Genomic DNA, 17,686 nt, shown 5'->3' with positions numbered 1-17,686 from the left:
ACGCCAGCGAGGGAATGATGTCTTCTTCAAGGGCTATCTACATGTTGCCGGCGCTCGTACTGAGCGTGCTGGCCATCGTGCTTGCCATCATCGGTCTGAGCCGCGAACCGACGGCACCAGCCCCTGTCCCGCCTGAGGGTGAACCGCTGGTGGTCACAGAATCCCGTACTGACGATGCCCGGGCGCGTTACCGCTACTGGGCGTTTGCGCGTGCGGTGGAGGCGGGCGCCGAGCTCACTGACGATGATCTGGTCGAGGTGTCGGCCGGCCAGGCGGTGCCGGGCGCGGTCGGTACGGACACACCGCTGGCGGGACAAACCGTGCGCCGCAATGTGCGCGCGGGCGAACTGGTTTCCGGTTTTCATCTGGAGGCGGGCGGTGCGCTGGCCAATGCCTTGTTGCCGGGTTTCCGCGCCATGGCGTTGCCGGTGGATGAGGTGAGTGGCGTAGGTGGCCTGCTTGAGCCGGGTGACATGGTGGATGTGCTGGCGACCTTCCGTGATGCGGCAGACCAGCGCGGTGAGCCGAGTGCCATGGTGCTGATGCGTAACGTCGAGCTGCTGGCGGTGGGCGGGCTGCTGCAAGGCGCCGAGCCTGATCCCGCTGCCCGGGACCGGCGTGCACGCACTTCGACGGTGGTGCTCGCGGTGCCCGAGCAATCCGTGCCGCGCCTGATGCTGGCGGCGGCCAACGGCTCCCTTCGACTCAGTGCGGTATCGGCCATCGATATGGCCGACACGGAAGGCAGCGAGGACATCGAGGCACGCATCAAGCGTGTTGCCGTGCAGCCCGGTGAAGGGCTGGTGCGCTATCGTGAACTGTTCCCGGCACCACCGCCGCCGCCCCGGGCGGCCCCGCGTCCGCGCGGTCAGCAGGTGGAAATGATCGAGGGCTCGGAAACAAGGAGTGTCAATGTACGCCCGTAACCGTCACCCCCGTCTGATGTTGCAGCGCGCCCTGCTCGGCCTGCTGTGTTTGTGCATGACCGGCGCTGCGCAAGCCCGCGACCAGGACATACTGCGGCTGGCCAGCGGCGAGCAGCAGATCCTGTTCTATCCGGACGGCATTGCCAAGGTGGCCACCTCGGAACCGGATGTGCTGGCGTTGACGGTCAGCCAGAGCCGCGAGCTGGTGCTGACTGGCAAGGCCGAAGGGGCTGCCATTCTTTCGGTGTGGCCGCGCGGCGCGGATCGACCTGAGCGCACCACGGTCGTGGTGTCGCCGACCAGCGGCGCGCGGCTGCCTTTCGGCACCCAGGTGCAGACCGACATTCGTATCGTTGAGGTCAGTCGCACGCAGCTGAACTCGGCAGGCATTGCCTGGAGCAAATCCCGAAGCGGCAGCAACTTCGGGATTGCACCGCCGGGCAGTGGTTTTCTGGATGGGGGCAGCGTCTCGCCCCTGTCAGGGGAAACCTTCAATATCTTTCGGGTGGGCAGCAGTAGCCTGACCGCCATTTCGGCGCTGGAAGCGGGCGGCTTTGCCTACACGCTGGCGGAGCCGAGCCTGACCAGCCTGAGCGGACAGAACGCGACCTTCCTGTCGGGCGGTGAATTTCCCGTACCCACCCGGGCGGACACCACGGGCACCCAGATCGAGTACAAGGAATTCGGCGTCGGCCTGTCGTTGACGCCCACCGTGGTGAGCGGTGAGCAGATCATTCTGCGGGTGGCGCCGGAGGTCAGTGAGCTGGATTTCAGCGCCGGGATTGCCAGTGGCGGGGTACAGGTGCCCGCGTTGCGCGTGCGACGCTCCGAGACGACGGTATCTCTGGCGCCCGGTGAAACCTTCATCATCAGCGGGCTGGTCAGCCGCAATACCATCAACGCCAGCGACCGCCTGCCCGGCCTGGGCAATCTGCCGGTCCTGGGCGCCTTTTTCCGTTCCAGCCGTATCGAGCGTGAAGACAAGGAACTCATCATGCTGGTGACGCCGCATCTGGTATCGCCGGCGCAGGTGGGTGCGCCGCCCCCGGCATTGCCCGGCGCGGCAGAGGATGCCAGCAGCATGGGCTGGCTGGATATGATGCTGGAGACACAGCGCGGGTCGAAGCCGGTCCGCCATGGACTGAGTTGGTAATGGCCATGCGGGATCATGATGTTGTACTCGGAGTGCTGGATGACGATGGGCTGCGCAGCTGGCTGAAAGGGGTGTTCGATGAAACCCTGAGGCTTGAGGATGTCTCGCGCTCGGATATTTCACGCATCCTGCGCATGCTGGAAGCCACCAACGCGCACATTGCCATGGTCGAGGTGGACGAGGCGGGGCTGAACCAGGCCTTGGCCATCATCATGGCCATCAGCACGGCGCGCCCCTGGGTGACCGTGGTGGCGGTATGCCGCTCGCCGCATCAGGAAATGCTGTTGCAATGCATGCGTGCAGGCGCGCGCGATTGTCTGAGCGCCGGCACGGATATGGCCGAGGTGCGTGAGCGCCTGCGTCGCCATCAACTGGTGCGGCCACCGGCGCTGAGTGCTCAGGCCGGTGTCAGCAATCTGATTATTGTTGCCGGTGCCGATACGCTGGTGGACACCGGCTTCTTTGCCCAGAATCTCGCGGTGTCGATGGCGGCCCGGGTGCGCGGCCAGCGCACGCTGGCCATTGATGCGGTGCCCCGTGGCAATGGCCTTTTCTATCTGGATGCGCGCACCGACTTCGGTCTGGAAAACCTGCTCGCCAATCCCGAATCACTGGATGAAAAACTGATTGATACCGCCCTGGACGAGTTTCGCCCCGGGCTGCGGTTGCTGCATGGCGGGATCGACAAGGCGCGCATTTCCGGTGATCGGGCAGCGGATCTTTTTATCGCCCTGAATCGTCTGATGAATGTATTCGACGTGGTGGTGATCAACGCAGGCGGGCCGGGCCAGTGCAGCTGGATTCATCACCTGGGAATTCATGCCCGCCAGCTGATTCTGCTGGCGACGCCTGAAGTGCATCAGATTCAGGGATTGCGTGCGGTGGCGAATGACTGGAAGCCGCATCTGTCTGCGGCGGCCGAGATGAGCCTGGTGCTGGACGGCCATGAAGCCGGCATCACGCCAACCGATGATGAGATTACCGAGCTGTGCGGCGTCACCATTGCGGCCAAGCTGCCCATGGACTGGCGTCACCGCCTGGAAGCCATGAATCTCGGGCTGCCAATGTGCGAACAGTCTGCGCGTTCCAGCTACTGCCGACAGCTCGAGGCGCTGGTGGATCGCATCACCGGTACCCGGTTGAGTGGCAGCCTGCTGGATCGCATTCGCGGTTCGGTGACACGGCGACAGGCCGCCGCATCAGGCGGGTGAGCCGTATGGGCAGCCCGCAGGAGTAAAGTATGGCCGGACGCATTGATGACGAGTACCAGGCGCTCAAGGCCCGTGTCCATCATGTGGTGGTAGAGCGGCTGGACGAGGAAGGCATTGAAGTGGCCAAGGCGTCACAGGAACGTCTGGTGGATTTTGTGCGCGCGGCCGTGAGCAAGTTCATCGCGCAAAGCCGCATTCCCCTGAGTAATCGCGATCTGGCGCAGTTGAGCAGCGACCTGATCGATGAGGTGGTCGGGTTTGGCCCGCTGGAACCCTTGCTGAAGGATCCACGCATCAACGACATTCTTGTCAACGGTGCCGAGTCGGTTTATGTCGAGGTGGCGGGCGTCTTGCAGAAGGCGCCCGTACGCTTCATGGATGACGGGCATGTGATGCGAATCATCCGGCGTATTCTGGCGCCGCTCGGCCGTCGACTGGATGAATCCAGCCCGATGGTGGACGCGCGGTTGCCGGATGGCTCGCGGGTCAACGCGATCATCCCGCCGTTGGCGCTGGACGGGCCTTCGGTGTCGATCCGGAAGTTTTCAGCGGACATGCTGACGGCAGACCAGCTGCTGGCCAACGGTTCCATGAGCCAGGAATGCCTGACCGTGCTCAAGCGTGCGGTCGAGGATCGGCGCAATATCATCATCAGCGGCGGTACGGGCACCGGCAAGACCACCATGCTGAACCTGATCAGCAACTATATCCCACGCAACGAACGCATCATCACCATCGAGGATTCGGCTGAACTGAGCCTGCGTCATCCGCATGTGGTGCGGCTGGAAACCCGGCCGCCGAATACGGAAGGGCGGGGGCGTGTCAGTTCACGGGATCTGGTGGTGAACGCGTTGCGTATGCGCCCCGACCGGATCATTGTCGGTGAAGTGCGCTCCAGTGAAATTATCGAGCTGTTGCAAGCCATGAATACCGGCCACGATGGGTCCATGAGCACCCTGCATGCCAACAGCTCCCGGGATGCGATCGTGCGTATTGAAACCTTGCTGGCCATCAGTGGTTATGAAGCCAGCGAGCAGTCGGTATCGCGGCTGATTGCGTCTGCGGTGGACATCATCGTGCAGCTGGTGAGGATGCCGGACGGTCGGCGTCTGGTGCAGGAAGTGGTGGCGGTCGAGCAGGATGAGCATTACCGCTGTGCCCTGAGACCTGTTTATCGGAGCGAGGATGACGCGCGAATGGTTTCTTGATTCCGCAGTCACCCTGGCGGTACTGGCCGGGGTGGTGGCGCTGATACAGGTGCTCTGGGTGCTCTGGCGAGACAGCCATGCGCGCCGCACGCGCATGCTCGGGCGCATGGGCGCGGCGGGCTATGGCGTCTCCTCGGGCGAAGAGACACCTCAGCCGCTGGTCGTGACCGACACGCGCCTGCAGCGTGTCATGTTGCGCGGCAACATTGCCCTGAGCGAGGGGGCCTTCCGCGGGCTGCTTTTCCTGTTGCTGGCATTGCTGGTGCTGGTGGTGCTGGTCTGGGGCATGATTGCCGCCGTCCTGTGCCTGGCGACGGTCGGGGTGGGCTTGTGGATTTACTGGTTCAGACGCTTCAGCGCGCGACGTCTGGAGATCAACGAAACCCTGCCGGGCATCGCCGATGCCATTATCCGCGGGCTGAGCGCCGGGCGTACACTCGATATGGCCGTCATGAAAGCCCTGGACGAGGCCCCGGAGATATATGCCCCGCTGGCGTTCCGGGTGCGCTCTGCTGTGGAGGGCGGGCGTGATTACGTGCCGCTGTTCGAGGATTTTGCCGACCTGTATCAGATCCCGCCGATGGTGCAGATGGCCATAGGCCTCGGCACCGGCCAGCGGCACGGTGCCTCGGTGCAATCGGTGCTGGCCCAGTTGGCCGAAGGCCTGCGCGGGCAACAGCAACTGCGCCGCGATTTCATGGCCATGACCGGCGAAACACGCGTCAGCGCCGTGCTGTTCGCCGTGGTGCCCATCGCACTTGCCGCTTATCTGATGCTGGCCAATGAAGAATATCTGCAGGTGTTGCTGTACACCCCGCAGGGCAACCGCATGCTGATCATCGCCCTGATCTTCGAAGCCGTGGGCATCTTCTGGCTTTACCGCATGGTGCAGGGGGTGGGGCGTGTCTGAGGTCTGGCTGTGGCTCGCCGTGCTGTCTGCACTCGGTGCCTTCTGGGCAGCGGTATGGCTGGCGCCGGCCTGGGCCCGTCGTGACCGCATCAGTCGACGCATGGAGCACCGTTACCATGGCGTATCGGGCAGCGAGGTGGATGAGCCGCAAGGCTGGCTTTTACGCTTCGCCGAGCGAGCGTTGGGCACCGGCGTGCTGGCCAGTGATTTCAGGGAGGTGGACGAGGCCTTGTCGCGCACGGCCCTGTCGCGCGAACGTATTGTGCTGACCTACTCGCTCGCCTGCTGGGTGCTACCGCTGGCGCTGGGGCTGGCTGGCCTGCTGATCTACGGGCCGCTGGGTGGCCTGGCGGGCCTGGCGCTTACCTTTGTATTGGCGCGGCGCATTATTCGCAAGCGTGGTGAACAGGCCGAAGCCCAGATGAACCGCGAAGCGGTGGCCCTGTGCCAGTTGATGAGAATGTTTCTGGAAACGGGTATGACGCTGGAGCGTGCCTTTCGCACTCTGGCGCAACAGGCGGGCCCGCTGATGCCGGTACTGATTCGTCACATCGACACCTTCAACCGGCGTATCGATGCCGGCATGGATCGCAGTCGAGCGCTGGCCGAGCTGGGGCGCAACCGTAACGTACCGGTGCTGTACGACCTGACCATTATTCTGCGCCAGACCGGGGTGCTGGGTACCGGCGCCGGGGAAGCGATCAACGCGTTGATCCAGCGCGCTAACGAAATAGAACGGGCACGCTTGCAGGAAGCGGCGAGCAAGGTCAGTGCAAAGATGTCGGCGGTGATGGTGCTGTGCATGTTGCCAGCACTGATGATTCTGATTGCGGGGCCGGGTCTGGTTTCGTTTTCCGAATTGCTCAGATAGAGGCGGACAGAGGCGATGAGGCGGATGATGAAGCGCGTAGGGATACCGATACTGGCGGTGATGATCAGCGGCTGCGCCAGCATGGGCAATCTGGTCAGTTCATCAAACGATGGCCTGCCCGGGCGGGTCACCTGTAGTGATCGGGTGCAGCCCAGTGATCGGGTGCATCTTGAGCTGGTCGACAGCCAGGCCGCCGAGGGCCGCCGTTACGCCGCGCTGGCGCAGCTGGAAAGCCGTCCGCTGGCGGCGTTGCCGCACTGGTTGCGTTACGGGCAACTGAAAGCCGGCGTTAACGAGCTGGATGAAGCGGAGCATGTCTTCAGCACGCTGGTGCGTCGCTGTGGTACCGGCGAGACCTACCACGGCCTGGGTCTGGTACAGGTCAAGGCTGACCGCCGTGGTGAAGGGCTGGCGAACCTCCAGCGCGCCCGCGAACTGCTGCCAGCGTCCGCCAGTGTTCGCAACGACCTGGGCTATGCCCTGATGCTCAACGCGGACTATCAGGCCGCGGAACGGGAGCTGTGGACCGCTCTGGAACTGAGTGACAACAACGCCGGCCCGGCCCGGCAGAATCTGCTGACCAATTACCTGCTGATGGGCCAGCGAGACAGACTGGAATCCTTTATTCGCAGCCAGCGTATTCCCGAGGCAGAAGTTGAACATGCCCATGCACTGGCCGCCGACATACGGAGGGCACGCTGATGTCTGAGATCAAACCCCTTCTGATCGCCGCCCTGCTCACCTTGCCGCTGGCCGCCGTGGCGGAGACACCGCCGCCGCAGTCGGGTTTCTCTGATCAGGTGATCCAGAAGCCGCCACGCACAGAAACGTCGCGCCTGCTTGAAACCCAACGCCGATCCGGCGAGCCGGAAGAAAGCGAGATTCCCGCTTCCATCTACGTCGACACCCAGCGTCGCTCGGCAGACACGTTCCGCCGACCGATTCCCGAAACCATGCGCGAAGATACCACTCGCAGGTAAACGCCATGCGAAACCGTCAGCGCGGTGCCTACAGTTTTCTCTTCCTGGTCGTCCTGATCGCTGGCGGCCTGCTGGTGTTCGCCCTGGCCGCCGACGGAGCGCGGTTGTATGCGCAGCAGCGAATACTGCAGCAGCAGGCGGATGCCATTGCGTTGGCGGCCGCCCGAGGGGTGCAGACCTGTGGCGGTGATTCGGCTTCCTCAGGGCAGGTTTGCCTGTTGGCGCAGCAGCATGCAGTGCAGTCCGGGTTTCCGGTCTCTGTTGATTGTGAAAATGTTCAAACCGGAGTGTTGAGCACCGCGGGGAGTGATCTCTATACCTTTTCTCCGGCGCCTTTTCTCCAGAGTAACAGCGTCAGGGTGGTCCTGAACGAAACGGCTCCGCGCTCGCTGCTGTTGCCCGGCCGCATCGTGGGTCAAACCACGCTTACTGCGCAATCGACGGCACGAAGACAGTTGGTGGGCACCTTCTCTTCTTCTCCTGACACGCTCGCGTTGGGGCTGGAGGAAGCGAGCCTCCTGAATGGATTGTTATCCGAAGTCCTGGGCATGCCGGTTGGACTCGGGCTGGTTGACTATCAGGATCTGCGCGATGCAACCGCTGGCTTGGGCGATCTTCTTGTTGAGTTGGCGCAACTGGGGGTTGGAGACACAACCCTGGAAACGTTACTCGGCAGCGATGTTCCGGCGGACGTACTTATTCTGGCTTTGCGAGGCGCTGTTGGCGCACTGACGCCTGCGGGCCAGGTTCTGGATGGTCTGTTGGCGGGGGGCGGGCTTGGCCTGGTGTCGATCAGCAATGTGCTGGAGATTGTTGATGCGGCGAGTGTGCCTGAGTCATCTCGCTTGCCGGTCTATGACCTGCTGATCAGCACGATACTCAATCTCGCTGAGGGGGCATTGATTGAATTGCCAATTGACGTTTCCCTGCCTGGCGTCGCCAGTGTTACAGCGAACATCCTGACGGACGCTGCTCCAGTCGTTGCAGTAGGTGTGGCCAGGCAAGATGCGGATGGTGGCTGGGTAACCAGCGCTCGTGGAGCAGATATTCATGTCGAGCTCCTCGCGATGATAGAGCTGGATCTTACTATCCTCGGAACCGGTGTCAGAGCAACGGTATCGTTGCCACTCACCACAAGCACAGGCTCTGCAAGAGGTGATTTTGTCTCGGCGGCATGCGCAGACGGATTCAGCAATCTGGTTCAGGTGGGGGTCGGTGCCAGAACGGCGGTGGCTGATGTAGAGGGGGCGGCAGATGTATTGGTGCAACTCAGCCTGATTGGTATTCCTGTGACTATTACGGGCCTTCGGCTTGTCGTGGATTTGCCCGTGGGCGCTCAGGAAGAAGAACTGACCTATCCGTGGATGGATCTTCATTCTCAACAGCAGGAAACCATCAGGGCGGGCCAGCCACTTAATCTTTCGGGTTTGGGGAGTGGCTCGGTTCGGATTGAGGGCAGTGCAAACCCCAGCGCGTCTTGTGGGCTCCTTTGCTCGACATTCAACGCATTGCTCTCGCCGATAATAGCGCTGCTGAACGTCACGCTCTTCAATGCATTGCTGCCCGTGGTAGGTGGCTTGCTTGACGTTGTCGTTGGGCCGCTGCTGACGGCATTGGGACTCGAGCTGGGCACTGCTTCAATCACGGTGTCAGATTTGCAGCAGGCTCAGCCCGTTATTGTGCGAACGGTAGAGTGACCCCTCAGATGGTCACCGAATTATCGGTCGGTACCGTGTAGGCCTTCAGCTTGGCCGCAAATTCCTGCAGCGCTCTGATGCCACTCTGCTCGGCTTCCTGGCACCACTGCTTCAGCGCTTCCAGCATTTCGGCAGAATTTCGGCTGGTGCGTGACCAGATTTCCTGCAGACGCAGACGATACTGATAGATGGTGGCGAGGGTTTCATTCTCGGCGGTCAGTCGATCCAGGCGCGCGCGGTGGCGTTCAGTGATCAGTGTGTCATCACGATAGAGCAGCTTTCGGGCGCGGCTGAACAGATTGCGGGTGGCGTCGCAGGCGCGCTGCTTCTCATCACGAAATACCGGTGTTATCACTTCCTTGCGGTAGCGGGCCATGACCTGAAAGCGATTGGCCATCAGGGCGCGCAGTGTGTCCAGATCCAGCGCGGTCTTGTCGGCGGCAATGACCGGACGGGGCGGTACCTTGTTGACCTTGGCCAGGCGCAGGGTTTCGAGCACACGAATCCAGAACCAGCCGGCATCGAACTCGAAGCGACGCACCGACAGCTTGGCGGAGTTCGGATAAGTGTGGTGGTTGTTGTGCAGCTCTTCGCCGCCGATCAGGATGCCAATGGGCGAAATATTGCGTGACGCATCCTTGCTCTCGAAATTGCGGTAGCCCCAGTAATGGCCCAGGCCATTGATGACACCTGCGGCAAAGACCGGAATCCACATCATCTGTACCGCCCAGACGGTGATGCCGATGGCGCCGAAGCAGGCAATATTGATCGCCAGCATCAGATAGATGCCGATATAGGTGTGACGGGTATAGACGTTGCGCTCGAGCCAGTCGTCGGGTGTGCCGGCACCGTAGCGGTCCAGTGTCTCCTGATTCCTTGCTTCCTCGCGGTACAGTTCAGCGCCTTCGCGCAGTACCTTGCCGATGCCGTGATAGACCGGGCTGTGCGGGTCTTCCGGGGTTTCGCAACGGGCGTGATGTTTGCGATGGATGGCCGTCCACTCTTTGGTCACGGTGGCGGTGGTCAGCCACAGCCAGAAGCGGAAGAAATGCGCCACGGCGGGATGCAGGTCCAGCGCACGGTGGGCGCTGTGCCGATGCAGGTAGATGGTCACGCTGACGATGGTGACATGGGTCAGAGCCAGGGTAATCAGCACCAGCTGCCAGACGGAGGGAGCAAAAAAGCCAGTCCACATAATGTGTATCTCGGGTCATCAATCGCAATAACAGGTCTACCAGTCTACCTTGTCGGGGCCTGTCCGGCACAGGGCCGCTGGGGCCAGTAGGACGGGCGCCCGGGTTAGGCGCGGGTCAGAAGCAGATCGCCAGAGGGCAGGCAGCGCACGGTCCATCCCGGTGCGACCCAGGTGGTGGCCACAGGTTCCGTGATCACCAGGGGGCCTGGCAGGGGCGCGTCTGCCGCCCGGGCGGGCAAGGCGTCCCTGGCCAGCACGGGCACGGGGCCCATACCCGCGACCTCGGTGGCTGAGGGGGCCGCCGGGTTGGCCTGCAAAGGCGGCGGTGCCTCGGGCAGCCGGGTGGGTGCGCTGACGCGGGCGCGCACATTGACCCATGCCACGGGCAGGCTCAGGCGGTGCCCGTAACGGCTTTCGTGCAAGGAGTGGAAGGCCGCCTCGGCAACCTGTGCATCGCCGTGCCAGGGCACGCTCAGGGGAAAGGACTGCCCCTGGTAGCACAGATCCACCTGCACGGCCCGGGTCAGCGCGGACGAGTCCGCTCCCTCGTCCCGCAAGGCCTGGTCGCCCTCGGCCAGCAGGGTGTCGGCCAGGGCGGACACGGTCGCGGCGTCGGCGTCAGCGGGCAAGGCGCGGATCAGCTCGCGCTGGCGTGGGGCATGCACCAGCCCCTGGGCGGACAGGACGCCGCTGTTGCGGGGCACCAGTGCCCGGGAGCTGCCGAGAATGTCGGCCAGCGCGCAGACATGCAGCCCGCCGGCGCCGCCGAAGCTCATCAAGGCAAAATCCGCCGGGTCATAGCCTTTCTGAACAGAAATGACGCGCAGCGCCTGGGCCATGTGCTCGTTGGCCAGCGCGAGCACGCCGTGTGCCGCGCCCTCGCGGTCTGTGCCCAGACGGCGGGCGAGGCGATCCATGGCGGCCAGGGCGGCGGGCCGATCCAGTCGCATGGAGCCGCCCAGGCTCTGGCTGGCGGGCAGGTGGCCCAGCACCAGATGGGCGTCGGTCACGGTGACCTCGGTGCCGCCACGGCCGTAGCACGCCGGGCCCGGGTCCGCGCCGGCGGATTCCGGGCCGACGTGCAACATGCCGGCATCGTCGACGCGGGCCAGCGAGCCGCCGCCAGCGCCGATGGTGTGCATGTCGACCATGGGCACCGCCACGGGCCAGTGGCCGATCCGGCCTTCCAGCGTCAGGCGGAAGCCGTGGTCCAGCAGGGCCACATCGGTGGAGGTGCCGCCCATGTCGAAAGTCATCAGGCGCGGCATGTCCAGTTGTTCGCCAATGGCCCGGGCGGCATTCAGGCCGCCGGCAGGACCAGACAACAGCAGATTCACGGCGCGGCTGGCGGCGGCATCCAGTGACAGGGTGCCGCCGCTGGACTGCATCAGGCTGATGCGGCCGGGGCGGGCGCCGTGGGCCAGACGTTGCAGGTAATCCGCCACCTTCGGGCCCAGCCAGGCGTTCAGCCAGGTGGCCAGACCGCGCTCATATTCGCCGGCAATGGGCAGGACCTCGGCGGAATGACAAACGAAGGCTTCCTGGTCGGCCAGCGCATGGCGCAGGGCTTTCTCGTGGTCGTCGTTCAGATGGCTGAACAGGAGGCTGATGGCGATCGCCTCCGGTTTCAGTGTTCTGACGGCCTCCATCACCCCGGCGATATCGTCGGTGCCGAGAGGAGTCAGCTCGGCGCCGGACGCCTCCAGACGGGCGGCCACGCCCTGGACCGGGGCGTTGTCCAGAGGGGATGTCCGGGTCGGCGGTGTCAGGTCATAAAGTGCAGGGCGGGTCTGGCGACCAATGCGCAGCACGTCCTCAAGCCCGGCGTTGGTGATGAACAGCGTGCGCGCGCCCTTGCCTTCCAGGGCTGCGTTGGTGGCCACCGTGGTGCCATGGACGATCATCAGATCGCCCGTCTGCAAGGCGGGTGTCAGGCCAAGCTCCTCGATGCCGCGAAAAATCGCTTCCTCGGGCGCATGAGGAGTCGACAGCACCTTGTGGATGCGCTGGCGACCCTCGCTGAGTGCCACGAAATCGGTAAAGGTGCCGCCGGTATCCACGCCCAGCCAGGATGTCATGAATCGAGTCCTTCTCGGGTACACTGTAGCGCCGCAAGGCTGTTATAAGCGCCGCAAGCCTACCATGCCCGCTACAGGAGTGAAGGTCCTGCCATGCCCGAATTGCCAGAAGTCGAGACCACGCGCCGGGGAATTGCGCCGCATCTGGAGGGTCGTCGTATCCAGCGCGTGCTGCTGCGGCAGCGCCAGTTGCGCTGGCCGGTGCCTGACGAGGTGGCGGGCTTGCAGCATGCCCCGGTCTCGGGGGTGGCGCGCCGCGCCAAGTTCCTGCTGGTAGACCTTCCCGGCGGCCAGATGCTGATGCACCTGGGGATGTCCGGATCGCTGCGGGTGATCCCGGCAGAAACACCCCATGGCAAGCACGATCATGCCGATTTCGTGCTTGATGACGGCAAAGTGCTGCGTTTTACCGACCCGAGGCGTTTTGGCGCCCTGCTCTGGACAGCCACCCCGGGTCAGCACGCCCTGCTTGACCACCTCGGGCCCGAACCGCTCGGTGACGCCTTCACCGGTGAGGCGCTCTTCCATCGCTCGCGGGGGCGGCGGCAAAGCGTCAAGACCTTCATCATGGACAATCGCACTGTGGTGGGCGTGGGCAATATCTACGCTCAGGAAAGCCTGTTCATGGCCGGTATACACCCGTCGCGCCCGGCGGGTCGCATCAGCGCCGCGCGCTACCTGCGCCTGGCTGAGGCGATCCGCGAGGTGCTGGGGCGTGCCATCGAGGCGGGTGGCACCACCTTGCGCGATTTCACCCGCGCGGACGGTCAGCCCGGTTACTTCGCCCAGTCGCTCGCGGTCTATGGCCGAACCGGGGCGCCCTGTATTCGCTGCGGGGCCGCTCTGAAAGGCTCGCGCCATGGCCAGCGCAGCACCAGCTATTGCGCCGTATGTCAGACCTGAAACGCCCTCGGGTCAGGCACTTTTCGGGGGTTGGTTGCCGCGCTAGCACCAAAGGTGTAGATTGTGAACCAATTGTCGGTATATTAACCACTTAGCTGCCACACTGATGGCAGCACTTTAACTATAACAAGCGTTTCGCGTACATAAAGAGGGATTGATCATGCAGCGAGCCAAGCACCCGGTGCTGTCCGGTATCCTTGCCGCCTCCCTGATCATGGCGGGTCTGATGCCGGTAACCGGGCAGGCGAACAGCGTCTACGCCGAAGAACGCCCCGGTGAGCTGGCCACCATCGGTGATGCGGTGTTTGTGCGTCCTGTCATGCTGGTTGTTACCGGTCTGGGGCTGGTGGCGTTTACGGCATCACTGCCTTTCAGCGCCCTGGGCGGCAACGTGGATGAGGCGGGCGAGCGCCTGGTGAAAGCACCGGCGCGTTCCACCTTCTTGCGTTGCCTGGGCTGTACACCCGCCCAGCATGAACAGCGCCGTGCGGAACGCCGCACCGAACGGGCCAACAGATAAGCAGATGTTCGTGTCGGGAGACTCAATAATGAAAAAAGCAGGCGCTGTGCTGCTCTCCGGAATGTTGCTTGCAGGGGGTGCTGTCGCCCATGCCGAGCAACGCATGCAAGGTTATGTGGGCATCAGTTACGCGGAACTCGAACAGTATGACCGGTTCTTTGGTCAGGGGCGTTACGAGACGGGCGAAGTGTTTGCGCGTATCGGTGGCCACCTCAACGAGATATTCACTTCCGAGTTACGCATCGGTACGACGCTGAATGACGAGAGTGGCACGTCGTCGGTCGGCGTTCGCGACTATCGCCACGATTACATCATCACCATGATGTTGCAGGCAGGTCATGAGATCGGCATCTTCCGGCCCTATGTTGGCGCAGGCTACTCCTATGTGCGCGAGCGCGTCACGCTGGTCAATGGCAATGAAGTGACCGGCTCCTTTGATGACATCACGGTAGCGGGTGGTGTGGATATCTATCTGGGCGAGCGCGTTGGCCTGAACCTGGAATTCACGCAGTATTATGACACGGAAAACCTGCGCCTGAAGGGCCCCTCTGCGGGACTTATCTGGCGTTTCTGATCCATCGGGAGTGGGTTGGGCGAGGATAACAACGTAAAGCCTATCGGGGGTATGCGGTGAAAAGGACATTTTTCTTGTGCGTTGTTCTGGCAGCGCTGGTATCCGGTTGTGGCGGCTCTTCCGGCGGCGATGGCGGAATCACCTTCGCGCGGCCTGCCGTGCAGGTTGCCGGGCTGGAACCCGGGCAGGGCGTCAGCGTGAGCCTGAATAATGGCCAGGTGCTGGCCTTCACCAGCAACGGGCGCCAGACATTCGCTGAGCGCCTGGCAAACGGTGACAGTTATACGCTGCGCATCACCTCTACGACAGGCGGCGCTGAATGCCGCTTCAGTAATGGATCACAGACAACCACGTCGAATTCCGTTACGCGCGATAACCATGTGATATGCGGCGACGCGACCGACCCGGGAGACCCTGGCGATCCGGGTGATCCCGGTGGTCCGGGGCAACCCTCTGATCCGGACGATGGCACCGGAGAGTTGCGGATAATTTCCGCTGCGGGTCAGGAAGGTTCGCTGGTCACCATGGCGCTGCGCATCGTCCGTCCGGGCGGTGTCTATACCGGGCCGCTTCAGCTTTCCAATCTGGCCGTACTGCACAAAGGGATCGATGTTGCCACCACGGAAGAGCAGCATTTGCATCTCGAGAACAATCCGGAACGACAGCGGGTCATCATTGCTCACGTTGACGCCAGTGAGAGCATGAGGGACCACCTGCCAGGCATATCCGATGCCCTGCTGGACCTGTACGCGCACACCAATCCGGACTATGACCACCGTCTGTATCTCGCTGTATTCGATGCGGGGCCCGAGACGCGGTACATTTATCCGGCTGCCAGTGATCGGTCGGAGTTCGGTTTTGCGGGCATGCTGGACTACTGGCTGCCGCCGGGTGGGGCCTTCAAGCCTGGGTCAAACCTGAATACCGCGCTGTTCAATGCGGCGGCGAGCTCAGGGGACTCTGTTTCGGCTGCGCATTTCCAGACTATTGATTCAGTGGTTATTACCGATGGGCGTCATCTTTTGAGTGCCCTCCAGGTGGACGCCATTCGCAACGCGATGCGCAGTGGCCGGGTCTCGATCATTGCTTATGGTCCGGATGCCGACGTTGAGACTCTGCGATTGGTAGATCCCGATGTACCGCATGTCACATCTGCCGCAGCGCTGAGCGCCCTGCTTGCAGATCTGGCTGACCAGCAAACTGCCCGCTCAGCTGGCATCAGGTTGCTGCATCATCTGGCTTCTGAAGATGCGAGAGAGCAGGAAGTACCCGAAACCTACACCTTGACGCTCGGCGGTGGGCTTTGCACCACCGGAGATTGCACTGTGTCCCGGAATATCGGGGGTGCGACGGGCAGTAACCGCGGTACCTATGCACTGGCCAGTAATACAGCGCCATTCATACATGAAACGACAAAAATGAAGGCCCTCCGCTGGGTGGACAACTGGCTCGGCCATCACTGCCCCGGTACAGGTGAGTACGAGTGGGCGGTGCGGGTGAGTGAGCATGAATTCATCCCCATCAACCAGCGCGCCGAGTTTGTCATTTTCGACACCAACGGCGCGGTCATCCACGATGGGGGGGGTACCGATCCGCACTTCATCATGTTGACCGATGCCAGCGAGTATATTTTTGTGAGCCCGGGCACCGACACAACCATAGAGCTTTACGCTGCGGAAAACGGGCTCTTCGGTTATGCTGGTTGCCGCAGCAGCGCTATTCTGAGCGTGCAACGTGCGGCACCGTTCGAAGGCTGATCAGTACCGAGTCCCGGCTTCCGGGCGAGGCGCACTCTTGGCCTGACCTTCCCCGCGCGGATCGGAAGCGGCTGAAACGCCTTCCGATCCGCGCTGCCAATGAATGGCATGCATATCCCCATAAGTGCGGCCCACGGATTCCAGCGTGTGGCCGCGCACTTCCAGTTTTTTCGCCAATGGCGTACCCATCACGTCCGGTTCCACCTGCACGACATCCGGCAGATACTGATGGTGATAGCGCGGCGCGCTGACCCAGGCGTCTACCGGTTCACCGGCCAGTGCCTGCTGGATGCCCAGCAGCACCATGGTGATGATACGGCTGCCGCCCGGGGTGCCCAGGATCGCCACTTGATCGTCCCACTCCACGAAGGTCGGCGTCATCGACGATAGCGGGCGCTTGCCCGGGGCAATGGCATTGGCTTCGCTGCCCACCAGGCCGTAGGCGTTGGGTTCTCCTGGCTTGGCGGAAAAATCGTCCATTTCATTGTTGAGCAGAATGCCGGTGCCGGGCACCGTGAAGCCGGAGCCGAAGGGCAGGTTGATGCTCAGGGTAGCGGCCACGCGATTGCCGTCCTGATCCAGCACCGAAAAGTGTGTGGTGTGAGTGCCTTCAGGCTGCGCCATGGGGGTGCCCAGATCGCTGCTGGGCGTGGCGCGATCCAGGCGGATGCTGGCGGCGCGGCTGCGGGCATAGGCCGGATCGAGCAGTGTCTCAAGCGGTATATCAATATGATCCGGGTCGCCCAGGTACACGGCGCGATCATGGTAGGCGCGGCGCATGGCTTCCACGTTCAGGTGAGGCAGCAGTGCCGGGTCGATGTCGCCCTCGTTGAAGCGGGCGAGCATGTTGAAAACCTGAGCGAGGACTACGCCGCCCGAGGACGGCGGGGGGGCAGAGATGATACGTGCCCCGCGAAACTCCGTCACGATGGGCGCCCGCTCCACGACCCGGTAATCGCGCAGGTCTGCCAGCGACCAGATGCCGCCGTGACGCTGTACGGCCTCGACCATCAGCCGAGCGATATCTCCCTCGTAGAAACCGGCAAACCCCTCGTCGGCCAGGGTGCGCAACACCTTGGCCAGTTCAGGCTGGCGGATGACATGACCCTCTGGCGGTATCGTGCTGTCGTGCAGGAAAATCCGGGCGCTTTCCGGGTAACGTTGCAGGGCACTTTCCCGGAAACCGGCGAGCATGCGGTAGCGAGGGCTGACCGGGAAGCCTTCTTCCGCCAGCGTGATGGCGGGGGCCAGTGATACGGACAAGGGTACGGCGCCATAGTGGTCCGCCAGGTGCACGAAGGCGGCGGCCTGGCCGGGAATGGCGGCGGCCAGCGGGCCATTGATGGCGCGGTCGCGCACCACCTCGCCCTGTGCATCCAGGTACATGTCATGCCGTGCCCGACCGGGGGCGGTTTCACGCGCATCCAGCATGGTCTGGTGGCCATCGGTGTCGCGGTGCAGCAGCCAGAAGCCGCCACCGCCCATGCCGGAGCCCGCTGGCTCGACCACGGCCAGAGCGGCGGCGACCGCGATGGCGGCGTCGAAGGCGTTACCGCCGGCCTCCAGCACGGTAAGGCCAGCGTGGGTTGCGGCGGGGTGCGCGCTGGCGATGGCTGCGGCGGAGGGGCGCAGGGTCTCGGCCCAGGCCAGCAGCGGCAGCGTCAGGGCTAGGAGTAGTGAAGCAAGGCGATAGCGCATGATCG

The 17,686-nt window shown here is 63.2% G+C and carries 16 protein-coding genes; 13 read left to right on the top strand and 3 right to left on the bottom strand.

The genetic code is table 11. The features are described from left to right. Window positions 1-41 precede the first annotated feature (41 nt). The 9 genes from cpaB to DKW65_RS12330 are packed head-to-tail and all read left to right on the top strand — an operon-like array spanning window position 42 to window position 8,956. Window positions 42-926 carry a Flp pilus assembly protein CpaB gene (gene cpaB / locus DKW65_RS12370; RefSeq protein WP_162925855.1) on the top strand — a complete coding sequence of 295 codons (885 nt, stop codon included), beginning with the start codon at window positions 42-44 and terminating at the stop codon, window positions 924-926. Then, a complete protein-coding gene (locus DKW65_RS12365) occupies window positions 913-2,079 on the top strand; it encodes a type II and III secretion system protein family protein (RefSeq protein WP_245932509.1) in 1,167 nt (388 codons plus the stop codon). Before cpaB ends, DKW65_RS12365 begins: the two co-directional genes overlap by 14 nt. Then, window positions 2,079-3,290 carry a CpaE/TadZ family protein gene (locus DKW65_RS12360; RefSeq protein ID WP_245932508.1) on the top strand — a complete coding sequence of 404 codons (1,212 nt, stop codon included), beginning with the start codon at window positions 2,079-2,081 and terminating at the stop codon, window positions 3,288-3,290. Before DKW65_RS12365 ends, DKW65_RS12360 begins: the two co-directional genes overlap by 1 nt. A gap of 29 nt (window positions 3,291-3,319) precedes the next feature. Further along, complete coding sequence (locus DKW65_RS12355; RefSeq protein WP_111657727.1) at window positions 3,320-4,498, top strand: TadA family conjugal transfer-associated ATPase; 1,179 nt, start codon at window positions 3,320-3,322, stop codon at window positions 4,496-4,498. Then, the gene (locus DKW65_RS12350) at window positions 4,476-5,408 is read left to right on the top strand and encodes a type II secretion system F family protein (protein ID WP_111657726.1); all 933 of its coding nucleotides are present in this window, start codon (window positions 4,476-4,478) and stop codon (window positions 5,406-5,408) included. The genes DKW65_RS12355 and DKW65_RS12350 overlap by 23 nt, the downstream gene beginning before the upstream one ends. Continuing rightward, complete coding sequence (locus tag DKW65_RS12345; protein WP_111657725.1) at window positions 5,401-6,279, top strand: type II secretion system F family protein; 879 nt, start codon at window positions 5,401-5,403, stop codon at window positions 6,277-6,279. Before DKW65_RS12350 ends, DKW65_RS12345 begins: the two co-directional genes overlap by 8 nt. A gap of 24 nt (window positions 6,280-6,303) precedes the next feature. Further along, window positions 6,304-6,981, top strand: a complete 678-nt coding sequence (locus DKW65_RS12340) for a tetratricopeptide repeat protein (protein ID WP_162925854.1) — start codon at window positions 6,304-6,306, stop codon at window positions 6,979-6,981. Then, window positions 6,981-7,259, top strand: a complete 279-nt coding sequence (locus DKW65_RS12335) for a hypothetical protein (protein ID WP_111657723.1) — start codon at window positions 6,981-6,983, stop codon at window positions 7,257-7,259. Before DKW65_RS12340 ends, DKW65_RS12335 begins: the two co-directional genes overlap by 1 nt. Before the next feature lie 5 nt (window positions 7,260-7,264). Further along, window positions 7,265-8,956, top strand: a complete 1,692-nt coding sequence (locus DKW65_RS12330; RefSeq protein ID WP_111657722.1) for a Tad domain-containing protein — start codon at window positions 7,265-7,267, stop codon at window positions 8,954-8,956. Between the two features lie 4 nt (window positions 8,957-8,960). Here the strand turns inward: DKW65_RS12330 and DKW65_RS12325 are convergent, their stop codons facing one another. Both DKW65_RS12325 and DKW65_RS12320 read right to left on the bottom strand, forming a co-directional pair. Further along, window positions 8,961-10,151, bottom strand: coding sequence for a DesA family fatty acid desaturase (locus DKW65_RS12325; RefSeq protein WP_111657721.1), 1,191 nt, complete (start codon window positions 10,149-10,151; stop codon window positions 8,961-8,963). A gap of 104 nt (window positions 10,152-10,255) precedes the next feature. Beyond that, a complete protein-coding gene (locus DKW65_RS12320) occupies window positions 10,256-12,229 on the bottom strand; it encodes a hydantoinase/oxoprolinase family protein (protein ID WP_111657720.1) in 1,974 nt (657 codons plus the stop codon). A gap of 93 nt (window positions 12,230-12,322) precedes the next feature. Between DKW65_RS12320 and mutM the strand changes: the two genes are divergently transcribed. The 4 genes from mutM (at window position 12,323) to DKW65_RS12300 (ending at window position 15,983) form a co-directional block, all read left to right on the top strand. Continuing rightward, a complete protein-coding gene (mutM, locus tag DKW65_RS12315; protein ID WP_111657719.1) occupies window positions 12,323-13,132 on the top strand; it encodes a bifunctional DNA-formamidopyrimidine glycosylase/DNA-(apurinic or apyrimidinic site) lyase in 810 nt (269 codons plus the stop codon). A 160-nt stretch (window positions 13,133-13,292) separates the two neighbouring features. Continuing rightward, on the top strand, window positions 13,293-13,652 hold the full coding sequence (locus DKW65_RS12310; RefSeq protein WP_111657718.1) for a hypothetical protein: 360 nt from the start codon (window positions 13,293-13,295) through the stop codon (window positions 13,650-13,652). Window positions 13,653-13,680: 28 nt separating this feature from the next. Beyond that, window positions 13,681-14,226: an outer membrane beta-barrel protein gene (locus DKW65_RS12305; protein ID WP_162925853.1), complete on the top strand. Its 546-nt coding sequence runs from the start codon at window positions 13,681-13,683 to the stop codon at window positions 14,224-14,226. A 56-nt stretch (window positions 14,227-14,282) separates the two neighbouring features. Next, complete coding sequence (locus tag DKW65_RS12300; protein ID WP_162925846.1) at window positions 14,283-15,983, top strand: vWA domain-containing protein; 1,701 nt, start codon at window positions 14,283-14,285, stop codon at window positions 15,981-15,983. On the opposite strand, the gene ggt is transcribed toward DKW65_RS12300, so the two are convergent. Then, window positions 15,984-17,681: a gamma-glutamyltransferase gene (gene ggt / locus DKW65_RS12295; RefSeq protein ID WP_111657715.1), complete on the bottom strand. Its 1,698-nt coding sequence runs from the start codon at window positions 17,679-17,681 to the stop codon at window positions 15,984-15,986. It abuts the gene before it with no gap. Window positions 17,682-17,686: the final 5 nt, after the last annotated feature.

The organism is Isoalcanivorax indicus (genome assembly GCF_003259185.1).
GTDB lineage: Bacteria > Pseudomonadota > Gammaproteobacteria > Pseudomonadales > Alcanivoracaceae > Isoalcanivorax > Isoalcanivorax indicus.
Note: the sequence above shows the minus strand (reverse complement) of the source record. Positions and strands in the feature narration are given on the sequence as shown.

What these genes read in the sequence shown, in the direction of transcription:
- DKW65_RS12340 (WP_162925854.1), top strand. Translation starts at nt 6,304, where the DNA reads ATGATGAAGCGCGTAGGGATACCGATACTGGCGGTGATGATCAGCGGC.
- DKW65_RS12360 (WP_245932508.1), top strand. Translation starts at nt 2,079, where the DNA reads ATGGCCATGCGGGATCATGATGTTGTACTCGGAGTGCTGGATGACGAT.
- DKW65_RS12365 (WP_245932509.1), top strand. Translation starts at nt 913, where the DNA reads ATGTACGCCCGTAACCGTCACCCCCGTCTGATGTTGCAGCGCGCCCTG.
- DKW65_RS12355 (WP_111657727.1), top strand. Translation starts at nt 3,320, where the DNA reads ATGGCCGGACGCATTGATGACGAGTACCAGGCGCTCAAGGCCCGTGTC.
- DKW65_RS12320 (WP_111657720.1), bottom strand. Translation starts at nt 12,229, where the DNA reads ATGACATCCTGGCTGGGCGTGGATACCGGCGGCACCTTTACCGATTTC.
- DKW65_RS12335 (WP_111657723.1), top strand. Translation starts at nt 6,981, where the DNA reads ATGTCTGAGATCAAACCCCTTCTGATCGCCGCCCTGCTCACCTTGCCG.
- cpaB (WP_162925855.1), top strand. Translation starts at nt 42, where the DNA reads ATGTTGCCGGCGCTCGTACTGAGCGTGCTGGCCATCGTGCTTGCCATC.
- DKW65_RS12325 (WP_111657721.1), bottom strand. Translation starts at nt 10,151, where the DNA reads ATGTGGACTGGCTTTTTTGCTCCCTCCGTCTGGCAGCTGGTGCTGATT.
- DKW65_RS12330 (WP_111657722.1), top strand. Translation starts at nt 7,265, where the DNA reads ATGCGAAACCGTCAGCGCGGTGCCTACAGTTTTCTCTTCCTGGTCGTC.
- DKW65_RS12350 (WP_111657726.1), top strand. Translation starts at nt 4,476, where the DNA reads ATGACGCGCGAATGGTTTCTTGATTCCGCAGTCACCCTGGCGGTACTG.
- DKW65_RS12310 (WP_111657718.1), top strand. Translation starts at nt 13,293, where the DNA reads ATGCAGCGAGCCAAGCACCCGGTGCTGTCCGGTATCCTTGCCGCCTCC.
- ggt (WP_111657715.1), bottom strand. Translation starts at nt 17,681, where the DNA reads ATGCGCTATCGCCTTGCTTCACTACTCCTAGCCCTGACGCTGCCGCTG.
- mutM (WP_111657719.1), top strand. Translation starts at nt 12,323, where the DNA reads ATGCCCGAATTGCCAGAAGTCGAGACCACGCGCCGGGGAATTGCGCCG.
- DKW65_RS12305 (WP_162925853.1), top strand. Translation starts at nt 13,681, where the DNA reads ATGAAAAAAGCAGGCGCTGTGCTGCTCTCCGGAATGTTGCTTGCAGGG.